This window comes from Pararhizobium sp., assembly GCF_035497515.1.
In the GTDB taxonomy this organism is placed as follows: domain Bacteria; phylum Pseudomonadota; class Alphaproteobacteria; order Rhizobiales; family Rhizobiaceae; genus Pararhizobium.
The window spans coordinates 26,797-43,602 of the sequence record NZ_DATJDJ010000183.1 but is presented as its reverse complement, the minus strand read 5'-3'; the positions used below and the strand labels follow the sequence as shown (position 1 = coordinate 43,602).

Sequence of the window (16,806 nt, the reverse complement as noted above, 5' to 3'; positions counted from 1 at the left end):
GGTCAGTCCTTTTCGGAAGTGTCGATGGAAGCGCCGCCGCCATGGCTGTCGCCGGACTTCAGCGTGTGGGCTGCGATGGTGGCGCCGTGAGCGATCGTCTGGCGGTCCTTCATCGCCTTGGCCCAGGCGGGTTGGCCCTGATCTGCTGCGGGTGATGGTGGCGATGATGGTGTATTCGGCCCGGGTGTGATCGTGCCGCCGGTGTTGGTGATCGCAGCCCGGCCGCCCTCGCGGAACGACTGCTTCATCGAGTCGCCGGCCCTGCGCAGCGGCGAAGTAGTTGCACCGACCGCGGCATCGCCGACCGCGGCCATGCCCGAGCCGACTGCAGCAGCGCCTGACTTGCCTGCCGAACCCAATGCATAGGCCATAGTCGCACTGCCCGCCGCGCGCGACGTGCCGTGGGCGACATTGGAAGCGGCACTGGCGACCGCACCGCCCGCCATGCGCGCACCGGCGACCGCGCCTGCGGCCGCGCCACCTGCGAGCAGTGCGGTGCCGGCAGCAGCGCCCGCGCCAAGTTGCGGTCCACCCGATACGATTCCGTTGGCGATGCCGGGGCCGAAGATCCCGAGCCCGAGCAGCGACAGGCTCGCGAGCATGATCGACAGCGCATCCTCGATAGTCGGTTCGGCACTGATCGCGCTGGTGAACTCGGTGAAAATGGTCGAGCCGATGCCGACGATCACTGCGAGCACCAGTACTTTGATGCCCGATGAAACGACATTGCCGAGCACGCGTTCGGCCATGAACGCTGTCTTGCCGAACAGGCCGAACGGGATGAGTACGAACCCGCACAGCGTGGTCAGCTTGAACTCGATCAGGGTGATGAACAGCTGGATCGAGAGGATGAAAAACGCGATGATCACGATCGCCCAGGCGACCAGCAGGATCACGATCTGGAGGAAATTTTCGAAGAAGCTGACGAAGCCCATCAGGTCCGAGATCGCATTGATGAGCGGCTGCGCCGCATCCATGCCTACCTGCGCGACCCGGCCTGGCTGGAGCAGCTCGGCAGTGGTGAAACCGGTGCCGCTGGCCTTGAGGCCGAGCCCGGCAAAGCTCTCGAAGATGATCCGTGCGAGATTGTTCCAGTTGCCGATGATGTAGGCGAAGACGCCGACGAACAGCGTCTTCTTGACCAGGCGCGCGAGGATGTCGTCGGCCTCGCCCCAGGACCAGAACAATGCCGCAAGGGTCACGTCGATCACGATCAGCGTGGTCGCGATAAACGCGACCTCGCCCGAGAGCAGGCCGAAGCCGGAATCGATGTAGCGCGAGAAGATGTCGAGGAAGCGATCGACGACGCCGGTGCCACCCATGTTACTGGCCCTTCATTTCTGGAGCATCGCTGGCCGGAAGAAGTGCATCAGCATCGGCAGGTGGTTCATTGGCCTTGCCCTCGACTCCGAGGAATCGCCGTCGCTTTTCCGCCCAAGCCGCACGGCAATCAGGCGCGGACAGCGCCAGCTCGCCCATTGCTGCGCAGACCTTGAGCTGCGCAGGCAGCGGATCGCCGTCTGGTTCGAACACGGTGACGATCTCGGGCGGCGGCACCCTAGGCTCCTCGCGCAGTTCGAGCACGGTCATGGTCAAAGCCACGGCCACGAACGCCCCGGCTCCGATCCGCGCGAAGAGCTTGGTGTCCATCGCCTCAGTTCCGGAACATCTGTGCGTTCGCAGGGACGTAGCCGCGTCCCGGTGCGAGGAACCGGCGCAGTTGTTCGCGGGCCTGAGCCTTGGCTGCGGCCGAGTTGGCGGCCTCGAGCGACTGCGCGCGGCCCATCGAGGCGACCGTGGCGATGAGGTCGGAGAGCTGCTGCGATTGCAGCGCGAGCAGCTGGTTCCCGGCCTGGGCTGCCTGCAGGGCGCCGGTCGCCGACTGGCTTGCAGTAACCAGGCTGTCGATCGCGGTGCGCGAGCCTTCGATGTTGCCGACCGCGCTGGCCTGGACCTTCAGCGCATCTTCGAAAGCAGCGACGCTGTTGCGCCAGCGTCCTTCTGCGCCTTGCACCATCTCGCGCTGACTGCCGGTCAGGTTCTGGCCCGAATACTGGCGGGCAAACTCGCGCTCGATCGTCTGGACATCGAACGAAATGCGCTGCGCCTGGGCGAGCAGTTGCTGGGTCTGGCGGATCTGCTGCTGGAGTGGCTCGAGTACGCTGGTCGGCAGGCTGGCCAGATTGCGCGCCTCGTTGATCAGCGAGGTCGCTTGGTTCTGCAACTGGCGGATCTGGTTGTTGATCTGCTCGAGCGTGCGGGCAGCGGTGAGCACGTTCTGCGCGTAGTTCGAGGGATCGTAGACGATGCCCCCGAAGCCGAACTGGGCGAAGGCGGGTGCGGGCGCCAGCGCGGTCGCCGTCACCGACAGGACCGCTGCGCCGGCAGCGAGCAGGTCTCGCAAACGGGGGGTTTTCATCACGACTACTCCTTGGGTTGGCCCATTTGGGCGGGGGGGATGGCTTGCGGGGACGGGAGCATGTCGGCGGCCCATGCGAGACCGCGATGCCGCAGCCAGGCGGCGGCAAAACCGATGGAGCCGCGCACTTCGGTCAGTTGGGCAATCGCTAGTTGGTCGGTCTTCGACGAAGTGGCAGTGAAGGCGAGCGCGACCTCACCCAGGCCCAGTTCGAACAGCCGGTTGCCGCGCGCAGACTGGCAGTAATAGTCTCGCTTGGGGGTGGCTCGCGCGACGATCTCGATCTGCCGGTCGTTGAGGCCGAAGCGGCGGTAGATCGAGAGGATCTGCGGCTCGACCGCACGCTCGTTGGGCAAGAAGATGCGGGTCGGGCAGCTCTCGATGATGGCAGGCGCGATTGCCGAAGTTTCGATGTCGGCGAGGCTCTGGGTGGCGAACACCACGCTCGCATTCTTCTTGCGCAGCGTCTTGAGCCACTCGCGCAGTTGCGCGGCGAAGGCCGGGCTGTCGAGCACCAGCCAGCCCTCGTCGATGATGATCATCGTCGGCGATCCGTCGAGCCGTCCCTCGATGCGGTGGAAGAGGTAGGAGAGCACAGCCGGTGCGGCGGCCGAGCCGGTCAGCCCTTCGGTTTCGAACGCCTGAAAGCTGGTCTCGCCCAAATGCTCGGCCTCTGCATCGAGCAGCCGACCGAACGGACCGCCGATGCAGTAGGGCGCGAGCGCCTGCTTCAGCGCCTGGCTCTGGAGCAGCACCGCGAGCCCGGTCAGCGTGCGCTCGCCAACCGGCGCCGTGCTGAGCGAGGTCAGCGCTGACCAGAGATGCTCCTTGGTGACCGGATCGACCGTGACGCCTTCGCTGGCAAGGATCGCCCGGAGCCATTCGGCCGCCCAGTTGCGTTCCGCCGGTTCATCGATCCGGGCCAAGGGCTGCAACAGTACCGCACCCGCGCCATCGTCGGCCAGACTGGTGCCGAGATCCTGCCAGTCGCCGCCACAGGCGAGCGCGGCAGCGCGGATCGAACCGCCGAAGTCGAAGGCGAAGACCTGGGCGCGGTCGTAGCGCCGGAACTGCAGCGCCATCAGCGCGAGCAGTACCGATTTGCCCGCACCGGTCGGCCCGACGATCAGCGTGTGGCCCACGTCGCCGACGTGAAGCGAAAACCGGAATGGGGTCGAGCCTTCAGTCCGCGCATAGAACAATGGGGCGGCATTGATGTGATCGTCCCGTTCCGGCCCGGCCCACACCGCCGAAAGCGGGATCATGTGGGCAAGGTTGAGCGTGGAAATCGGCGGCTGGCGGACGTTGGCGTAAACGTGTCCCGGCAGCGAACCGAGCCAGGCTTCGACCCCGTTCATGCCTTCGACGATCACGGTAAAGTCGCGGCCCTGGATGACTTTCTCGACCAGCCGCGCCTTCTCCGCGACGAGGCTAACGTCCTCGTCCCACACGGTGACGGTGGCGGTGACATAGGCCTGACCGACATGGTCAGCGCCAAGCTCCTGCAGCGCCGCATCGGCATCGGCGGCCTTGTTCGAGGCATCGCTGTCGAGCAGCGTCGAGGCCTCGTTGGTCATCACTTCCTTGAGGATCGCAGCGATCGATTTGCGCTTGGCGAACCACTGCCGCCGGATCTTGGCGGTCAGCTTGGTCGCATCGGTTTTGTCGAGCATTACCGCGCGGGTCGACCAGCGATAGGCGAATGCGAGCCGGTTGAGTTCGTCGAGCAGGCCCGGGAAGGTGCTGTTCGGAAACCCGACCACGGTCAGCGTGCGCAGATGGGCGCGGCCGAGCTTGGGTTCGAGCCCGCCAGTGAGCGGCTCGTCGGCGAGCAGCGCGTCGAGGTGCATCGGCACTTCGGGCACGCGCACCCGGTGGCGCTGGGTCGAAACGCAGCTATGGAGGTAGGTCAGCGTCTCGCCATCATCGAGCCAGGCGATTTCGGGCACGAACCCTTCGATCAGCCGCAGCAGCCGGTCGGTGCGATCGATGAAGCCATCGAGCAGCTCGCGCGCGTTGACGCCTTTCTCGGCCTTGCCCTCGTAGAGCCAGCTTTCGGCGCGCGCAGCGTCTTCGGCGGGCGGCATCCAAAGCAGGGTCAGGAAGTAGCCACTCTCGAAATGCGCGCCTTCCTCGGCAAACTGCGCCGCGCGCTCCTGTTCGACCAGCGCCGATGCCGCATCGGGGAACCGGCTTTTCGGATAGTCCTGCGCGGGACGGCGCACCGCCTCGACAAAGATCGCACAGCCCGAGCCGAGGCGGCGCAGCGCGCTGTTCAATCGAGCGGTGGTGGCAATCAGTTCGGCAGGCGTGGCGCTGTCGAGATCAGGGCCGCGGAACCGGGCTGAGCGCTGGAAGCTGCCGTCCTTGTTGAGCACCACGCCCGGCGCGATGAGCGCCGCCCAGGGCAAGAAGTCGGCGAGACGGTCGGCCTTGTTCCGGTATTCGCGAAGCGAGAGCATGAGCCTCAGACCCTCAGATAGGTGGGAAAGCGCAGATGCCGCCGCGCGACATCGACGAACTGGGGATCGCGCCGCGCCGCCCAGACCGAGACCGCATGGCCGAGCGCGAAGATCACGACGCCGGCGATCCAGAGGCGCAGGCCGAGCCCGATCGCGGCGGCGAGCGTCGCATTGGCGATCGCCAGACCGCGCGGCGCCCCGCCGAGCAGAATATGCTCGGTGAGCGCGCGGTGGAGCGGGACCACGTAGCCCGGCACCGTTTCGGGTGGCACGGCATCCATCAGACCAGTGCCCCGCCGCCGAACGAGAAGAACGACAGGAAGAAGGACGAAGCGGCGAAGGCGATCGACAGGCCGAAGACGATCTGGATCATGCGCCGCGCTCCGCCCGAGGTATCGCCGAAGGCGAGCGCCAGGCCGGTGGCGATGATGATCATTACCGCGACGATCTTGGCGACCGGTCCCTGGATCGATTCCAGGATCGACTGGAGCGGCGCTTCCCACGGCATCGACGAACCGGCGGCATGGGCGGGCGTTGCGAGCGACAGGGCGACGAAGCCGCCCACCAGTGCGGTCGAAAGGCGGGTACGGGCACGCGATAGGGTCTGGATCACGAACAATCTCCATTGGGTTGAGGGTTGAGCGGAGGGGTTAAGGGAAGGATCTGGTAGTCGCCGCGCTCATCGAGCCCGGTGACCTGAGCGAGTTCAGCAAGCCGCCGCCCGGTCCCGTCGCGGACCAGGACGGCGATGACATCGATGGTCTCGGCGACGAGTGCGCGCGGGACGGTGACCACGTTTTCCTGGATCAGCTGTTCAAGCCGCCGCAGCGTGCCCAGCGCCGATCCGGCATGGATCGTGCCGACCCCGCCCGGATGGCCGGTGCCCCAGGCTTTGAGCAGGTCGAGTGCTTCGGCGCCGCGCACCTCGCCGATCGGGATACGGTCGGGCCGAAGCCGCAGAGCCGAGCGCACCAGGTCCGACAGCGTCGCCACCCCGTCCTTGGTGCGCAGCGACACGAGGTTGGGCGCGGCGCATTGCAGCTCGCGCGTATCCTCGATCAGCACCACGCGGTCGTCGGTCTTGGCTACCTCGGCGAGCAGCGCGTTGGTGAGCGTGGTCTTGCCGGTCGATGTGCCGCCGGCGACCAGGATGTTCTTCTTCGCAGCAACCGCGGCGACCAGCGTTTCGGCCTGCCACTGGGTCATGATCCCCGCCGCGACGTAGTCGGCGAGCGTGAATACCGCGACGGCCGGCTTGCGGATCGCGAAGCTCGGCGCTGCCACGACCGGAGGCAACAGCCCCTCGAACCGCTCACCCGTATCGGGAAGTTCGGCGGACACGCGTGGCGATCGGGCGTGAACCTCGGCCCCGACATGGTGCGCGACCAACCTGATAATCCGCTCGCCATCGGCAGCGGACATCCCGCTTCCCGTATCGGCGATCCCGGCTCCCAGCCGGTCCACCCACAGCCGCCCGTCTGGATTGAGCATTACCTCGATGACTGAAGGCTCTTCAAGCCAGGCCGCGATCTGCGGCCCCAAAGCCGTGCGCAGCATGCGCGCGCTGCGCGACGATGCCGGGTTCTGGGCCTGGATCCGGATGACGCTCATGAAATGCCTCGTGTCGTCGAGCGGGCCGACCACCGGCTGCGCTCGCGAGGCGGATCAAAGAGGCATCATAATGCTGGAAAGCAACAGCTTGTTATGGTCGGCGTAGCGTGGCGAAGATGCAGAAGCGAACGGCTAGTGGGCATGGGCGAGATTGTCTGGAGCCGCCGACAGAGCTGACGTTGCCTGCCTCGGATCGATCCGTCGGAAGCGGGCGTAGGTTCAGCCTTTGCGAATGGCCTGGATCGGGTCGAATGCGACCCGGCAGGTTTCGGTGAAGTGCTGGATAAGGCGGCTTTTCGCGAATCATACACCCTATCTGCAGATGGCCGCCAAAGCCGATCATTCAGCGAAGCCGCATAAATGACCAGAAAGAAAGGTCACCAACCTGACTCGCCTCGCCCATCGCGGGAAATCGCTAGGACGTTCTATAAGAACAACTGGGCGACGGTCATCCCATAACTCTAGCCGAGATGGCTGCTCTCTACAGCGTGGCGCGCGACGGTCCGCTTGAAAGCCGCTCCACGGCGGCACTAACGGTCCGCGCAGCCTGCTCAGCTTCATCGGCGGTGGTCGAGCGGCCGAAGCTGAAACGGATCGAGCAGTCGGCTTCCTCGCCTGTGAGACCGATCGCCCGGAGCACATGCGACGGCTCCGGGATTCCCGAGGTACAGGCCGATCCGGACGATGCGGCGAGCGTCGGTTGCAACGCCGCCAGAAGGTCGGCCGCTGCGACGCAGCGCAACAGCAGATTGGCATTGCCAGGATGGCGAAAGCCGGTGTCGGGGCCGTTCGACACGGCCTCGCACCCCTCGGCGAGCAGCGTCTCGACGAACAAGTCGCGACAGGCGCGAACCCGATCCCTTTCCTCGCGCGCAGAAGCGCCGGACAGGAGTTCGGCGGCAGCGCCGAACCCGACGCACAGCGGAAGCGGGAGCGTTCCCGATCTCAGGCCATTTTGCTGACCGCCGCCATGAATGAGCGGGGTGAGACACGGTTGAACGTCTCTGCGGACGACGAGCGCGCCGATGCCACTCGGCCCATATATCTTGTGCGAGGAAAGCGAAATCAGATCTGCGTGCTGCGCCAGGTCGCCGATGTCGATCGCGCACGGCGCTTGTGCTGCATCGCAATGAACCAAGGCGCCAGCCGCGCGTGCCAACGCGCCGATCCGATCGACGGCTTGTATCGTGCCGATCTCGTTATTCACGGCCATGACCGAGACGAGCAGGACGTTTCCGTCCAGTTGCGCCGCGAGCGCAGCCTCATCGACACGGCCTTGCCGATCGACCTCGATGACGGCGACCTCCAGGCCATGCCGCTGCGCCAGAACCCGCCCCGCCCCGAGGACGCTTTTATGCTCGATGGCGCTCAGCAAAACCCGCCGACGGCCGCTGCGTTCAGCGTGGTCGGCAAGGCCGAGGAGCGCGAGATTGTTGGCTTCCGTCGCGCCGGAGGTGAAGATCACTTCGTCCGGATCCGCGCCGACGAGCGAGGCCACTTGCCGTGCCGCAGCTGCGATCGCCTCGGCAGCGCGCCAGCCGATGACATGCTCGGATGCGTGCGGATTGCCGAACCCATTGGTGAACGCAGCCGCCATTTTGGCGAAAACCCGCGGATCGACCGGGGCCGTCGCCTGATGATCCAGATAGATCGTTTCGCCAACTTTCATGATATTTCAATACCTTATCTTTTATATGCGATGCCGAAGGGCCGCGCCGCACACAAACCATCGTCTGGAGGATGCCTCCAGCGGCAATTGACGCTACCACGAATGTTGCGCTATCGTCACCTGGATGATCAATCCAGGCGGGGGCAATGGCAAGAGGGCCGCTATATCAGGACAGCTATACGCCGCAGCTTTCCGGGCATGAGACCTTTCCTCTCCGCTACGGTTGGCTGAAGAAGGCCTATGACGCCGTCACCGCCGCGGGCGGCGAGGCCGAGATACGCAACGTCTTCGGCGACGATGCCATTGCCCGCTTCGGCGTTGGCAAGAACATGGTCGCGGCGATCCGGCATTGGGCGCAAGTCGCGGGGATTCTAGTGGAATCGGCGGCTGCGAAAACCGTGCGCGCCACTGCCCTCGGAGACCGTCTTTTCGGAACGCAAGGTCTTGATCCTTATATGGAAGATCCCGCGACGCTGTGGCTGATCCATTGGCAGCTCGCGGCGCAACCGACCAAGACAACCTGGTTCTGGGCGTTCAATCACTATCCGGGCGTGACGTTCGAGCGCGAGCAGCTCGTCAAGGGCGTCGAGCGGCTGGCGAAGGATCGGCAATGGGCGCGTGTCGCCGCCGCCACGGTCAAGAACGACGTGGCCTGCTTCATCCGGACCTATGTGGCGCAGCAACCGAGCACGCGCTCCGGCAATGACGATGCGCTCGAATGCCCTCTCTCGGAACTCGGGCTAATCCGCGCACTCGGCAAGCGCGACGGCTTTCGTTTCGTGCGCGGCGCGAAATCCTCGCTCGGCGATGGCGTGTTCGCCTACGCGCTGCTGGATTTCTGGTCGCGCCACACGAGCGCCGCGACCCTCTCGCTCGAGGCGATCGCGCACGAGCCCGGAAGCCCCGGGCGGGTGTTCCTGCTCGACGAGAACGATGTGGCCGACCGTTTGGCCGAACTTGCCGAGGTGACTGGCGGTAACTTCCGGTGGTCAGAGACCGCCGGGCTGAAGCAGGTGGTTCGTGATCGGGAAATCGCGCCGGAACTCGCGCTCGCCTTCGCCGAGGCCGATTTCAGCGCGTCCCGCCGGAAGGAGGCGGCGTGATGTCGCTGCTCGAGCGCGTCAGGATCGGCCGCCGCTATCTGCGCTCGATCCGGATCGATACCGATCTTACCGATCCGAAGGCGCTGGAAGGGTTCGTCTGCCCGCAGACCTCGGCCGATGTCCTGATGACGATGGCCCGGCACGTCGCCGAGACCGGCCAAGGTGCGTTCACCTGGACGGGTCCCTACGGCAGCGGAAAATCCAGTCTCGTCGTGGCGCTAAGCGCCCTGCTCAACGGCAATGCGGCACGGCGGCGGCAGGCCTCGTCGATTTTCAGCGGCGATGTCGCCGACAAGGTTCGTGCCGCGCTGCCGCCGGGGGCCAATGGGTGGCGCATCGTGCCCGTCGTTGGCCGGCGCGACGATCCCGTCGTCGTGATCGGCGAGGCGCTCCATTCCGCGGGCCTGGTCGCGCGCCAGCCGCGAGGGGGGTGGCGCGAGGGCGACGTCTTGCGCGCGCTGAAGGAAGCCGCAGCGGACCGCCGCGACAAACATGGCGGGGTGATCCTGTTCATCGACGAGATGGGCAAATTTCTCGAATCGGCCGCCCAGGACGGCGCCGACCTCTATGTCTTCCAGCAACTCGCCGAACTGGCGTCGCGCAGCGAGCGCCGCCTGCTAGTGGTCGGCATCCTTCACCAAGCCTTCGAGGAATATGCCAACCGGCTCTCGCAAGAGGCGCGCGACGAATGGGCGAAGATCCAGGGCCGCTTCGTCGATCTCGCGATCAACACCGCCGGCGAAGAGCAGATCGACCTGATCTCTCGTGCGGTCGAGACCGACCGGGATGGCTCGCAACCGGGCGCCTTTGCCACGACGGTCGCGGCCATGCTGCATCGGTCCCGCGCCGCCGATGCCGCGTCGCTCGCGCAAATGCTCGAAGGATGTTGGCCGCTCCATCCCGTCGTGGCCTGCTTGCTCGGGCCGATTTCACGGCGCCGCTTCGGCCAGAATCAGCGGAGCATTTTCGGCTTCCTCAATTCCGCCGAGCCGCACGGCTTTCGGGATTTCCTAAAAGGCGCAGCGGCTGGCGATCTCTACGAGCCCGCCCGGCTGTGGGACTATCTCAGGGCCAATCTCGAGCCCTCAATCCTGGCATCGCCCGACGGCCATCGCTGGGCCCTCGCCGCCGAGGCGCTTGAACGCTGCGAAGCGATCGGTGGCAGCGAGCTGCATATTCGGTTGCTGAAAACCATCGCCGTCATCGACCTGTTCAAGGAGCGTTCGGCGCTCGTGCCGAACTTCGAGCTGCTTCGCACCTGTTTCAATGACCTCGCCGAACCGGCGCTGCGCGCGGCGCTCGGCGAGCTCGAGCGCTGGTCGTTCACGATCTTCCGGAAATTCGTCGATGCGCACGCGATTTTCGCCGGAAGCGATTTCGACGTCGACCAGGCCGTGCGCACGGCGATGGAGGAAGAGCCCGAGCTCGATTTCGCCGTGCTGCGCGCCCTGGCTGGGCTGCAACCGGTGCTCGCCAAGAAGCATTATCACGAGACTGGCACGATGCGCTGGTTCGATCTCACCATCGCGCCCGTCAGCCAGCTTGTCGATCTCGCCGCCGCCTATCGGCCGGGTCCCGGAACGATCGGAAAGTTCGTCCTCGCCATCCCGACCGAGGGTGAAAATGAGGACTATGTCGCGGAGGCTTGCCGGGAAGCCGCGCGCCAGCGCGATGATTGTGACATCATCGGGGGGCTCTCGAAACGGGCCTGGGCGGTCGTCGCCTTGGCGCGCGAGTTGCTCGCCCTCGAGACGGTCCGCAGCACGCGGGCCGAGCTCGCCGGCGACTCCGTAGCCCGGCGCGAGGTGAACGCCCGCCTTACCGTGTTGCAAGGCCAGCTCGAGAACGAACTGCACAATGCGTTCGACAGCGCGCTCTGGTATCGCAAGCACCACCAGCCCAAGTCGCTGCGCCAGCCGGACCTCAACGGGCTCGCTTCTGAGCTTGCCGATCGCCGCTTTTCGGAATGTCCGATCCTGCACAGCGAGCTTCTCAACCGGCACAAGCCTTCGGGAAGCGCGATTGCCGCCCAGAATATCCTCTTGCGCCGGATGGTTCTGAACGAAGGCGAGCCGCGCCTCGGGATAGTCGACTTCCCGGCCGAAGGCGGATTGCTGGCATCGTTGCTCGAAGGGACCGGCCTATACCGGAAGGAATCCGGTGCCTCGGCCTTCCATGCACCGGGCGATGACGACCCGAGCCGGCTTGCGCCGATGTGGCGGGCGGCGATGCAGCGCATCAAGCGGCAGCGCAAGCGCCCGATCTCGATGGCCGAGGTCTATGACGTCTGGCGTGCGCCGCCCTTTGGGGTGAAGGACGGGCTCATGCCCATATTGGGCGTCGCCTTCATCCTTTCGCAGCGCGAGAGCCTCGCCATCTACCGCGAGGGCGTGTTCTGCGCGCGGTTCGACGATGTCGACGTCGAGTATCTGGCCAAAGACGCCGCGACGATCCAGCTACGATGGATGGACCTGTCGGCCGTATCGCGGCGGTTGCTGTCGGGCATGGCCGACGTCGTCCGCGCGCTTGACGAAGGCAACACGCTCGCCCATCTGCAACCGATCGACGTTGGGCGCGGCCTCATAGGGATCTACGAAAAACTACCCGCCTGGACCAAGCGGACCGGGCGATTGTCAGCCAACGCGATCAGGGTGCGTGACCTGTTCAAGCGCGCGCACGATCCCAACCAGTTCCTGTTCGACGACATTCCGGCGCTGGTCTCCGCGGACGGCAATGAGTTGGTCGAGGAAGAACTCGGACCAATCGTCAACGGTTTGCGCGAGGGGCTCGAGGAGCTCGTCGGCGCCTATCCATCCTTGCAGCGCCGACTGGCCGATATGATGCTCGCCGAACTCCAGGTTCCCAATACCTCGCCCCAGGCGCTCGCCGAGCTTCGTGACCGGGCGGAGAATATTCGGCAGGTCGCCGGAGATTTTCACGTCGAGGCGTTTGTCGGCCGGCTGTCGCAGTTCGACGGTCGTGACGAAGCGTTCGAGGCGATCGCCAGCCTCGCGGCGAGCAAGCCGCCGCGCGACTGGGTCGATCCCGATCTGGATCGGGCCGCGGTCGAACTGGCCGACTTGGCGCAGCGATTCTTGCGGTGCGAGACCTTCGCGCGCGTCAAGGGACGGCCCGAGAAGCGCCACGCGATGGCGATCATGATCGGCGTCAACGGACGACCCGCCCCGCTCCTGGAGGAATTCCAGATTGCGGACGGCGACCGGGCGCAGGTGGATGCCATCATCCATCAAGTCGAAGCGGCGCTCGACGACGCCGACGAGAAGCGGCGCAATGTCATTCTGGCCGCGCTCGCCGAGCTCTCGGCGCGATACATGAGCGGCGAGATTGAGCAGCGACAGCCCGTCCGGGCTGGGGGAGGCGGCTGATGTGCGATACGGACGCCAAGAAGGCGGCGATCTGCTATTCGGAAAACTTCCAGCAGTTTCGCGCGCTCAACACGCAGATGAACCAGATCCCGGCGCTCGCGATGACGCTGACCGGCGGCCTCTGGTTTGGCGCCGGTGTTAGCGAGAATCTCGATACTGAGATTCGCTTCGCGCTGCTGATGCTCGCCGGACTCAGCAATATGGCGCTGACCCTGGTCGTCGTGCGCATCCGCGACGTGCTCCAGAGCTATCTCGACCAGATCGAGGCGTTTCATCCGCCGAGCTTTGCCGGCGGCACGCCGAAGACGCCCCGCGCGCCGTGGCTCGGGAGCTACAGCATGATCACGATCTTTTGCGCGCTGATGCTGCTGGCCGCCGGGTTCTCGTTCTTCGGGGCCTTCTGGAAATATTGGCCGCTCGCCCTGTCGCGATGGTGGGGCATCGCCGGCTTCGCCGCGTTGCTGCTCGGCCTCTATGTGATCATTTTCAGCCGGGCGCGTCGAAATGCAGGAGGATCGAGTGCCTAGCCCCGCAGCCGCGTTCCGGCACGATGCCGACGGCACGATCGCTTATTATGATCGCACCGCGGAGGCCTATGCAAAGGCGACTCTCGACGTCGACATGGCGCCGATCTACCGGCGCTTTCTTGCCCATGTTCCACCCGCCGGCGAGCTATTGGATGCAGGCTCGGGTTCGGGGCGCGATACCCTGGCCTTCCTCGATCTCGGCTATCGGGTTCAGGCATTCGATGCCTCGGCCGAGCTTTGCGCGCTTTCGAGCGCGCTGACCGGCGTTGCGACGCGCCATCTACGTTTCCAGGATCTGGACGACGAGAATGCGTTCGACGGCGTCTGGGCCTGCGCGTCGCTGCTCCATGTCGCCGAGGCCGAGCTCGGCGATGCGATCGCCCGCTTGATCGGAGCGCTGCGCCCCGGCGGCGCGCTCTATATGTCGTTCAAGCTCGGCGAAGGCGAGCGCGTCACCGACGATGGCCGGATGTTCACCGACATGGACGAGCCGCGGCTGCGGGCGATTTTCCGCGAGTTGCCACAGGCCCGTCTCGATGATGTCTGGATCTCGGGCGGCGAGGGAAACCTGAAGGGGCGCGCGGACTGGCTGAACGCCATCGCGATCAAACGGGAAGGCGACGGGCTGTGAGCGGCGAGGTCAAGCACGTTCTTGGGCTTTCCGGCGGCAGGGACAGCGCGGCCCTGGCCGTCTATATGCGCCAGCACCATCCCGAGCTCGAAATCGACTATTTCTTCACCGATACGGGCAAGGAGCTCCCCGAAGTCTATGAATATCTCGGCCGGCTCGAAGGCTTCCTCGGCAAGGCCATCCTGCGCCTCAACCCCGACCGCGATTTCGACTTCTGGCTCAAGCAGTACAATGATTTCCTGCCTTCGCCGCAGACCCGCTGGTGTACCCGGCAGCTCAAGCTTCGTCCCTTCGAGCGCTGGCTGAAGCCGATGCTTGAGGAGGGGCACACGATCTACAGCTACGTCGCGATCCGCTCAGACGAGGAATATCGCGAGGGCTACAGCTCGAAACATGAGCGTCTCCTGGTCCGGCTCCCGTTCCGGGAAGCCGGCATCGACAAGGCCGGCGTGATGGATCTGCTCGAGGCCGCGGGACTGGGACTGCCCAAATACTACGAATGGCGCACGCGCAGCGGTTGCTCCTTCTGCTTCTACCAGCAGAAGATCGAATGGGTGCGGTTGATGGAACACCATCCCGACCGCTTCGAGGAAGCCAAGGCCTATGAGAAGAACGCCATCGAGCATGGCTCGCCTTTCACCTGGAGTCATGGCGAATCGCTCGAGGAATTGCAGCGACCCGAGCGCATCGAGGAGATCCGAAAAGACCATGCGGCGCGCATTGCGCGGCAGCGCGCGAAGCTGAGACCGAACCCCTTGCGGCCGGACTTCGAGCCGATCGACATCGACGATCTTTACGGGCAGGCGAAAGTCTGCGTGGCCTGCCACAAATGAGTGGGGCCGCGGCCGTGATCGGCATGGCGGCGACGCGATTGCGTAACGCTCTTGAGCCGGCGCGGCCGCTCTATGTCCAGCCTGCCGACCCGATGGCGAGCGAAGTCCTGATGCCCGCGCTTCAGGCAACGCGGTCGCTGGACATGATGATGGGCTATTTCGCCAGCGCGTCCTTTGCCGAAATCGCGCCGGGACTTGCGGTGTTCCTGCGCAACGAGACCGCGCCCTTGCGCCTCATCGTCAGTCCCTTCCTGACAGCCGGCGACTTCGATACGCTGACGCAGGACCAAGAAGGGTTGGCGGCCTTCGCGCAGCGTATTCTGGTCGACGAAGTGCCTGACGAGGATCTGCTTGTCCGACATACGCTTGAGTGCCTCGCTTGGCTGATCTCGGAGGAGCGCTTAGTGCTGCAGGTCGCGGTGATGCGCGATGCGCTGTTCCATCCGAAAGTTTGGCTGTTCGAGGATGGCGACGATCGCGCCGCGCTGCACGGCTCGACCAATCTCACGGGGCGCGCGCTCACCAAGAACAAGGAGCAATTGACGCTCAGCCGTGACTGGAAGGGCGAGGAACCGCGGTTTCATGTCGACCGCTTGCGGCAGGAATTCGATGAGATGTGGGCCGGCGGCGACGCCGATTGCCTGGTGCTTTCGCTGCCCGACGCGGTGAAGCGCAAGATCGTCAAGAACTACAAGACCGAGACGATGCCCGACGAGCTGGAACTCTCGCATCTCTGGCGGAAGGCGCAGGGGATCGAAAAGCCGGTGGACCTCGACCAGCCGGTCAAGGGCAACGCCCTCTCGATCCCGTCCTATCTTAATTATGAGACCGGCGATTTCGCGCACCAGGGCGCAGCGGTCAAAGCCTGGGAGGACGCCGGCCGTCGCGGCATCCTCGAAATGGCGACGGGCGCAGGCAAGACCATCACCTCGATGATTTGCGCCGCGCGGCTTCAGAACGAGGTCGGGAAGCTGCTCGTCGTCGTGTCCGCTCCCTATCGGCCGCTCATCGAGCAATGGTGCGGCGAGATCCGGGAATTCGGGGTCGAGCCGATCAACCTGCCGGCGGCGGGCGGATCGCTCGCGCGCGATCGCGAGATCAAGCAGGCCGGCCGGCGGCTGCGCCGTGGCGGCTCGCGCGCGGAAATTCTGGTGGTCAGCAACGATACGCTCTGCACCGACGAGTTCATCGCGGCGATCTCGGCGCTGGCCGTGCCGAAGCTGTTCATCGCCGACGAGTGCCACAATCTCGGCGCCGAATCCTTCACCCGGAACCCGCCGGAATGCTTCGAATATCGCCTCGGCCTCTCGGCGACGCCGGTGCGGCAATATGACGACGAAGGCACCGCCGCGCTCATCGCCTATTTTGGTGAGATTTGCTATGCGTTCACGCTTGAGCAGGCGATCGGCGAATGCCTGACCGACTATGACTACCATGTTCATTTCGTCGAGCTGACCGACGCCGAGATGGCGGAATGGTACGACCTAACGGCGAAGATTTCCGCGCAGGCCTGGAAGATCAAGAAAGGGGAGAGCGACCCCTATCTGGACAACCTGCTCCGGCAGCGGCGCCTGATTCTGGAGACAGCGGACGGCAAGATCGGCCTTCTCGCCGGCCTACTCGACGCCGAGGTGCCGCGTTCGTTGCAATACACGCTGATCTACGCGACGGACAAGCAGCCCGCACAGCTTGAGGCTGTGAACGCGCTGCTTGAGAAACGCGGCGTGCTGTTCCATCAATTGACGCAGGAGGAAACGCAGAGCCGCGAGAAGACGGCGAGAATCCTTGCCGATTTTCAGGAAGGAACGACACAAGTCCTGACTGCCAAGCGCGTTCTGGACGAAGGCGTTAATATACCTCAAATTAAATTGGCCTATATCTTGGCCAGTACTACTGTAAAACGGCAATGGGTGCAGAGAAGGGGGCGCTTGCTCAGAACCTGTAAGGCGATCGGCAAGACTCACGCCGTCATCCACGATTTTGTTGTCCTTCCCCCGGGGATGGCGACGACATCGGACGGGGAGTCGCTTGATCAGGATGCGAGGAGGCTAGTACGCTCCGAGCTCGAGCGGGTTTGGGAGTTTGCGCGTCTTAGCCGAAACGGGCCGGCCACCGGCGGCCCCTATGAGGCAGTGCAGCATCTCCAGGCCATCGCCAACGCATAG

General features: G+C 65.0%; 14 protein-coding genes. 6 read left to right on the top strand and 8 right to left on the bottom strand.

Going from position 1 to position 16,806, the window contains the following annotated elements:
- Positions 1-2 precede the first annotated feature (2 nt).
- From trbL to VL202_RS19675, 8 genes are all read right to left on the bottom strand, one after another.
- Positions 3-1,322, bottom strand: coding sequence for a P-type conjugative transfer protein TrbL (gene trbL, locus VL202_RS19710; protein WP_325465775.1), 1,320 nt, complete (start codon positions 1,320-1,322; stop codon positions 3-5).
- Between the two features lies 1 nt (position 1,323).
- Entirely contained in the window at positions 1,324-1,650 is a 327-nt protein-coding gene (trbK-alt, locus tag VL202_RS19705) for a putative entry exclusion protein TrbK-alt (RefSeq protein ID WP_325465774.1), read from the bottom strand.
- Positions 1,651-1,654: 4 nt separating this feature from the next.
- A complete protein-coding gene (trbJ, locus tag VL202_RS19700; RefSeq protein ID WP_325465773.1) occupies positions 1,655-2,419 on the bottom strand; it encodes a P-type conjugative transfer protein TrbJ in 765 nt (254 codons plus the stop codon).
- A 5-nt stretch (positions 2,420-2,424) separates the two neighbouring features.
- The gene (gene trbE, locus VL202_RS19695) at positions 2,425-4,881 is read right to left on the bottom strand and encodes a conjugal transfer protein TrbE (RefSeq protein ID WP_325465772.1); all 2,457 of its coding nucleotides are present in this window, start codon (positions 4,879-4,881) and stop codon (positions 2,425-2,427) included.
- A gap of 5 nt (positions 4,882-4,886) precedes the next feature.
- The gene (locus VL202_RS19690; RefSeq protein ID WP_325465771.1) at positions 4,887-5,162 is read right to left on the bottom strand and encodes a VirB3 family type IV secretion system protein; all 276 of its coding nucleotides are present in this window, start codon (positions 5,160-5,162) and stop codon (positions 4,887-4,889) included.
- Positions 5,162-5,449 carry a TrbC/VirB2 family protein gene (locus tag VL202_RS19685; RefSeq protein WP_414692907.1) on the bottom strand — a complete coding sequence of 96 codons (288 nt, stop codon included), beginning with the start codon at positions 5,447-5,449 and terminating at the stop codon, positions 5,162-5,164. Before VL202_RS19685 ends, VL202_RS19690 begins: the two co-directional genes overlap by 1 nt.
- Before the next feature lie 41 nt (positions 5,450-5,490).
- The gene (gene trbB / locus VL202_RS19680) at positions 5,491-6,492 is read right to left on the bottom strand and encodes a P-type conjugative transfer ATPase TrbB (RefSeq protein ID WP_325465769.1); all 1,002 of its coding nucleotides are present in this window, start codon (positions 6,490-6,492) and stop codon (positions 5,491-5,493) included.
- A gap of 481 nt (positions 6,493-6,973) precedes the next feature.
- Complete coding sequence (locus tag VL202_RS19675) at positions 6,974-8,161, bottom strand: cysteine desulfurase family protein (RefSeq protein WP_325465768.1); 1,188 nt, start codon at positions 8,159-8,161, stop codon at positions 6,974-6,976.
- A gap of 146 nt (positions 8,162-8,307) precedes the next feature.
- Between VL202_RS19675 and VL202_RS19670 the strand changes: the two genes are divergently transcribed.
- From VL202_RS19670 to VL202_RS19645, 6 genes are read left to right on the top strand one after another with little or no spacing between them, the layout of a single operon-like run.
- The gene (locus VL202_RS19670; protein WP_325465767.1) at positions 8,308-9,264 is read left to right on the top strand and encodes a DUF4007 family protein; all 957 of its coding nucleotides are present in this window, start codon (positions 8,308-8,310) and stop codon (positions 9,262-9,264) included.
- Positions 9,264-12,650 carry an ATP-binding protein gene (locus VL202_RS19665; RefSeq protein ID WP_325465766.1) on the top strand — a complete coding sequence of 1,129 codons (3,387 nt, stop codon included), beginning with the start codon at positions 9,264-9,266 and terminating at the stop codon, positions 12,648-12,650. The genes VL202_RS19670 and VL202_RS19665 overlap by 1 nt, the downstream gene beginning before the upstream one ends.
- A complete protein-coding gene (locus VL202_RS19660; protein WP_325465765.1) occupies positions 12,650-13,177 on the top strand; it encodes a hypothetical protein in 528 nt (175 codons plus the stop codon). The genes VL202_RS19665 and VL202_RS19660 overlap by 1 nt, the downstream gene beginning before the upstream one ends.
- Positions 13,170-13,808: a class I SAM-dependent methyltransferase gene (locus VL202_RS19655; RefSeq protein WP_325465764.1), complete on the top strand. Its 639-nt coding sequence runs from the start codon at positions 13,170-13,172 to the stop codon at positions 13,806-13,808. Before VL202_RS19660 ends, VL202_RS19655 begins: the two co-directional genes overlap by 8 nt.
- On the top strand, positions 13,805-14,641 hold the full coding sequence (locus tag VL202_RS19650; RefSeq protein ID WP_325465763.1) for a phosphoadenosine phosphosulfate reductase family protein: 837 nt from the start codon (positions 13,805-13,807) through the stop codon (positions 14,639-14,641). Before VL202_RS19655 ends, VL202_RS19650 begins: the two co-directional genes overlap by 4 nt.
- Before the next feature lie 23 nt (positions 14,642-14,664).
- Positions 14,665-16,806 (top strand): DEAD/DEAH box helicase family protein, encoded by a 2,142-nt coding sequence (locus VL202_RS19645; protein ID WP_325465794.1) that lies wholly within the window; start codon positions 14,665-14,667, stop codon positions 16,804-16,806.

Bases quoted from the DNA above. Each gene is read 5' to 3' on its own strand.
- trbL (WP_325465775.1), bottom strand. From the start codon at position 1,322: ATGGGTGGCACCGGCGTCGTCGATCGCTTCCTCGACATCTTCTCGCGC.
- trbK-alt (WP_325465774.1), bottom strand. From the start codon at position 1,650: ATGGACACCAAGCTCTTCGCGCGGATCGGAGCCGGGGCGTTCGTGGCC.
- trbJ (WP_325465773.1), bottom strand. From the start codon at position 2,419: ATGAAAACCCCCCGTTTGCGAGACCTGCTCGCTGCCGGCGCAGCGGTC.
- trbE (WP_325465772.1), bottom strand. From the start codon at position 4,881: ATGCTCTCGCTTCGCGAATACCGGAACAAGGCCGACCGTCTCGCCGAC.
- VL202_RS19690 (WP_325465771.1), bottom strand. From the start codon at position 5,162: ATGGATGCCGTGCCACCCGAAACGGTGCCGGGCTACGTGGTCCCGCTC.
- trbB (WP_325465769.1), bottom strand. From the start codon at position 6,492: ATGAGCGTCATCCGGATCCAGGCCCAGAACCCGGCATCGTCGCGCAGC.
- VL202_RS19675 (WP_325465768.1), bottom strand. From the start codon at position 8,161: ATGAAAGTTGGCGAAACGATCTATCTGGATCATCAGGCGACGGCCCCG.
- VL202_RS19670 (WP_325465767.1), top strand. From the start codon at position 8,308: ATGGCAAGAGGGCCGCTATATCAGGACAGCTATACGCCGCAGCTTTCC.
- VL202_RS19665 (WP_325465766.1), top strand. From the start codon at position 9,264: ATGTCGCTGCTCGAGCGCGTCAGGATCGGCCGCCGCTATCTGCGCTCG.
- VL202_RS19660 (WP_325465765.1), top strand. From the start codon at position 12,650: ATGTGCGATACGGACGCCAAGAAGGCGGCGATCTGCTATTCGGAAAAC.
- VL202_RS19645 (WP_325465794.1), top strand. From the start codon at position 14,665: ATGGCGGCGACGCGATTGCGTAACGCTCTTGAGCCGGCGCGGCCGCTC.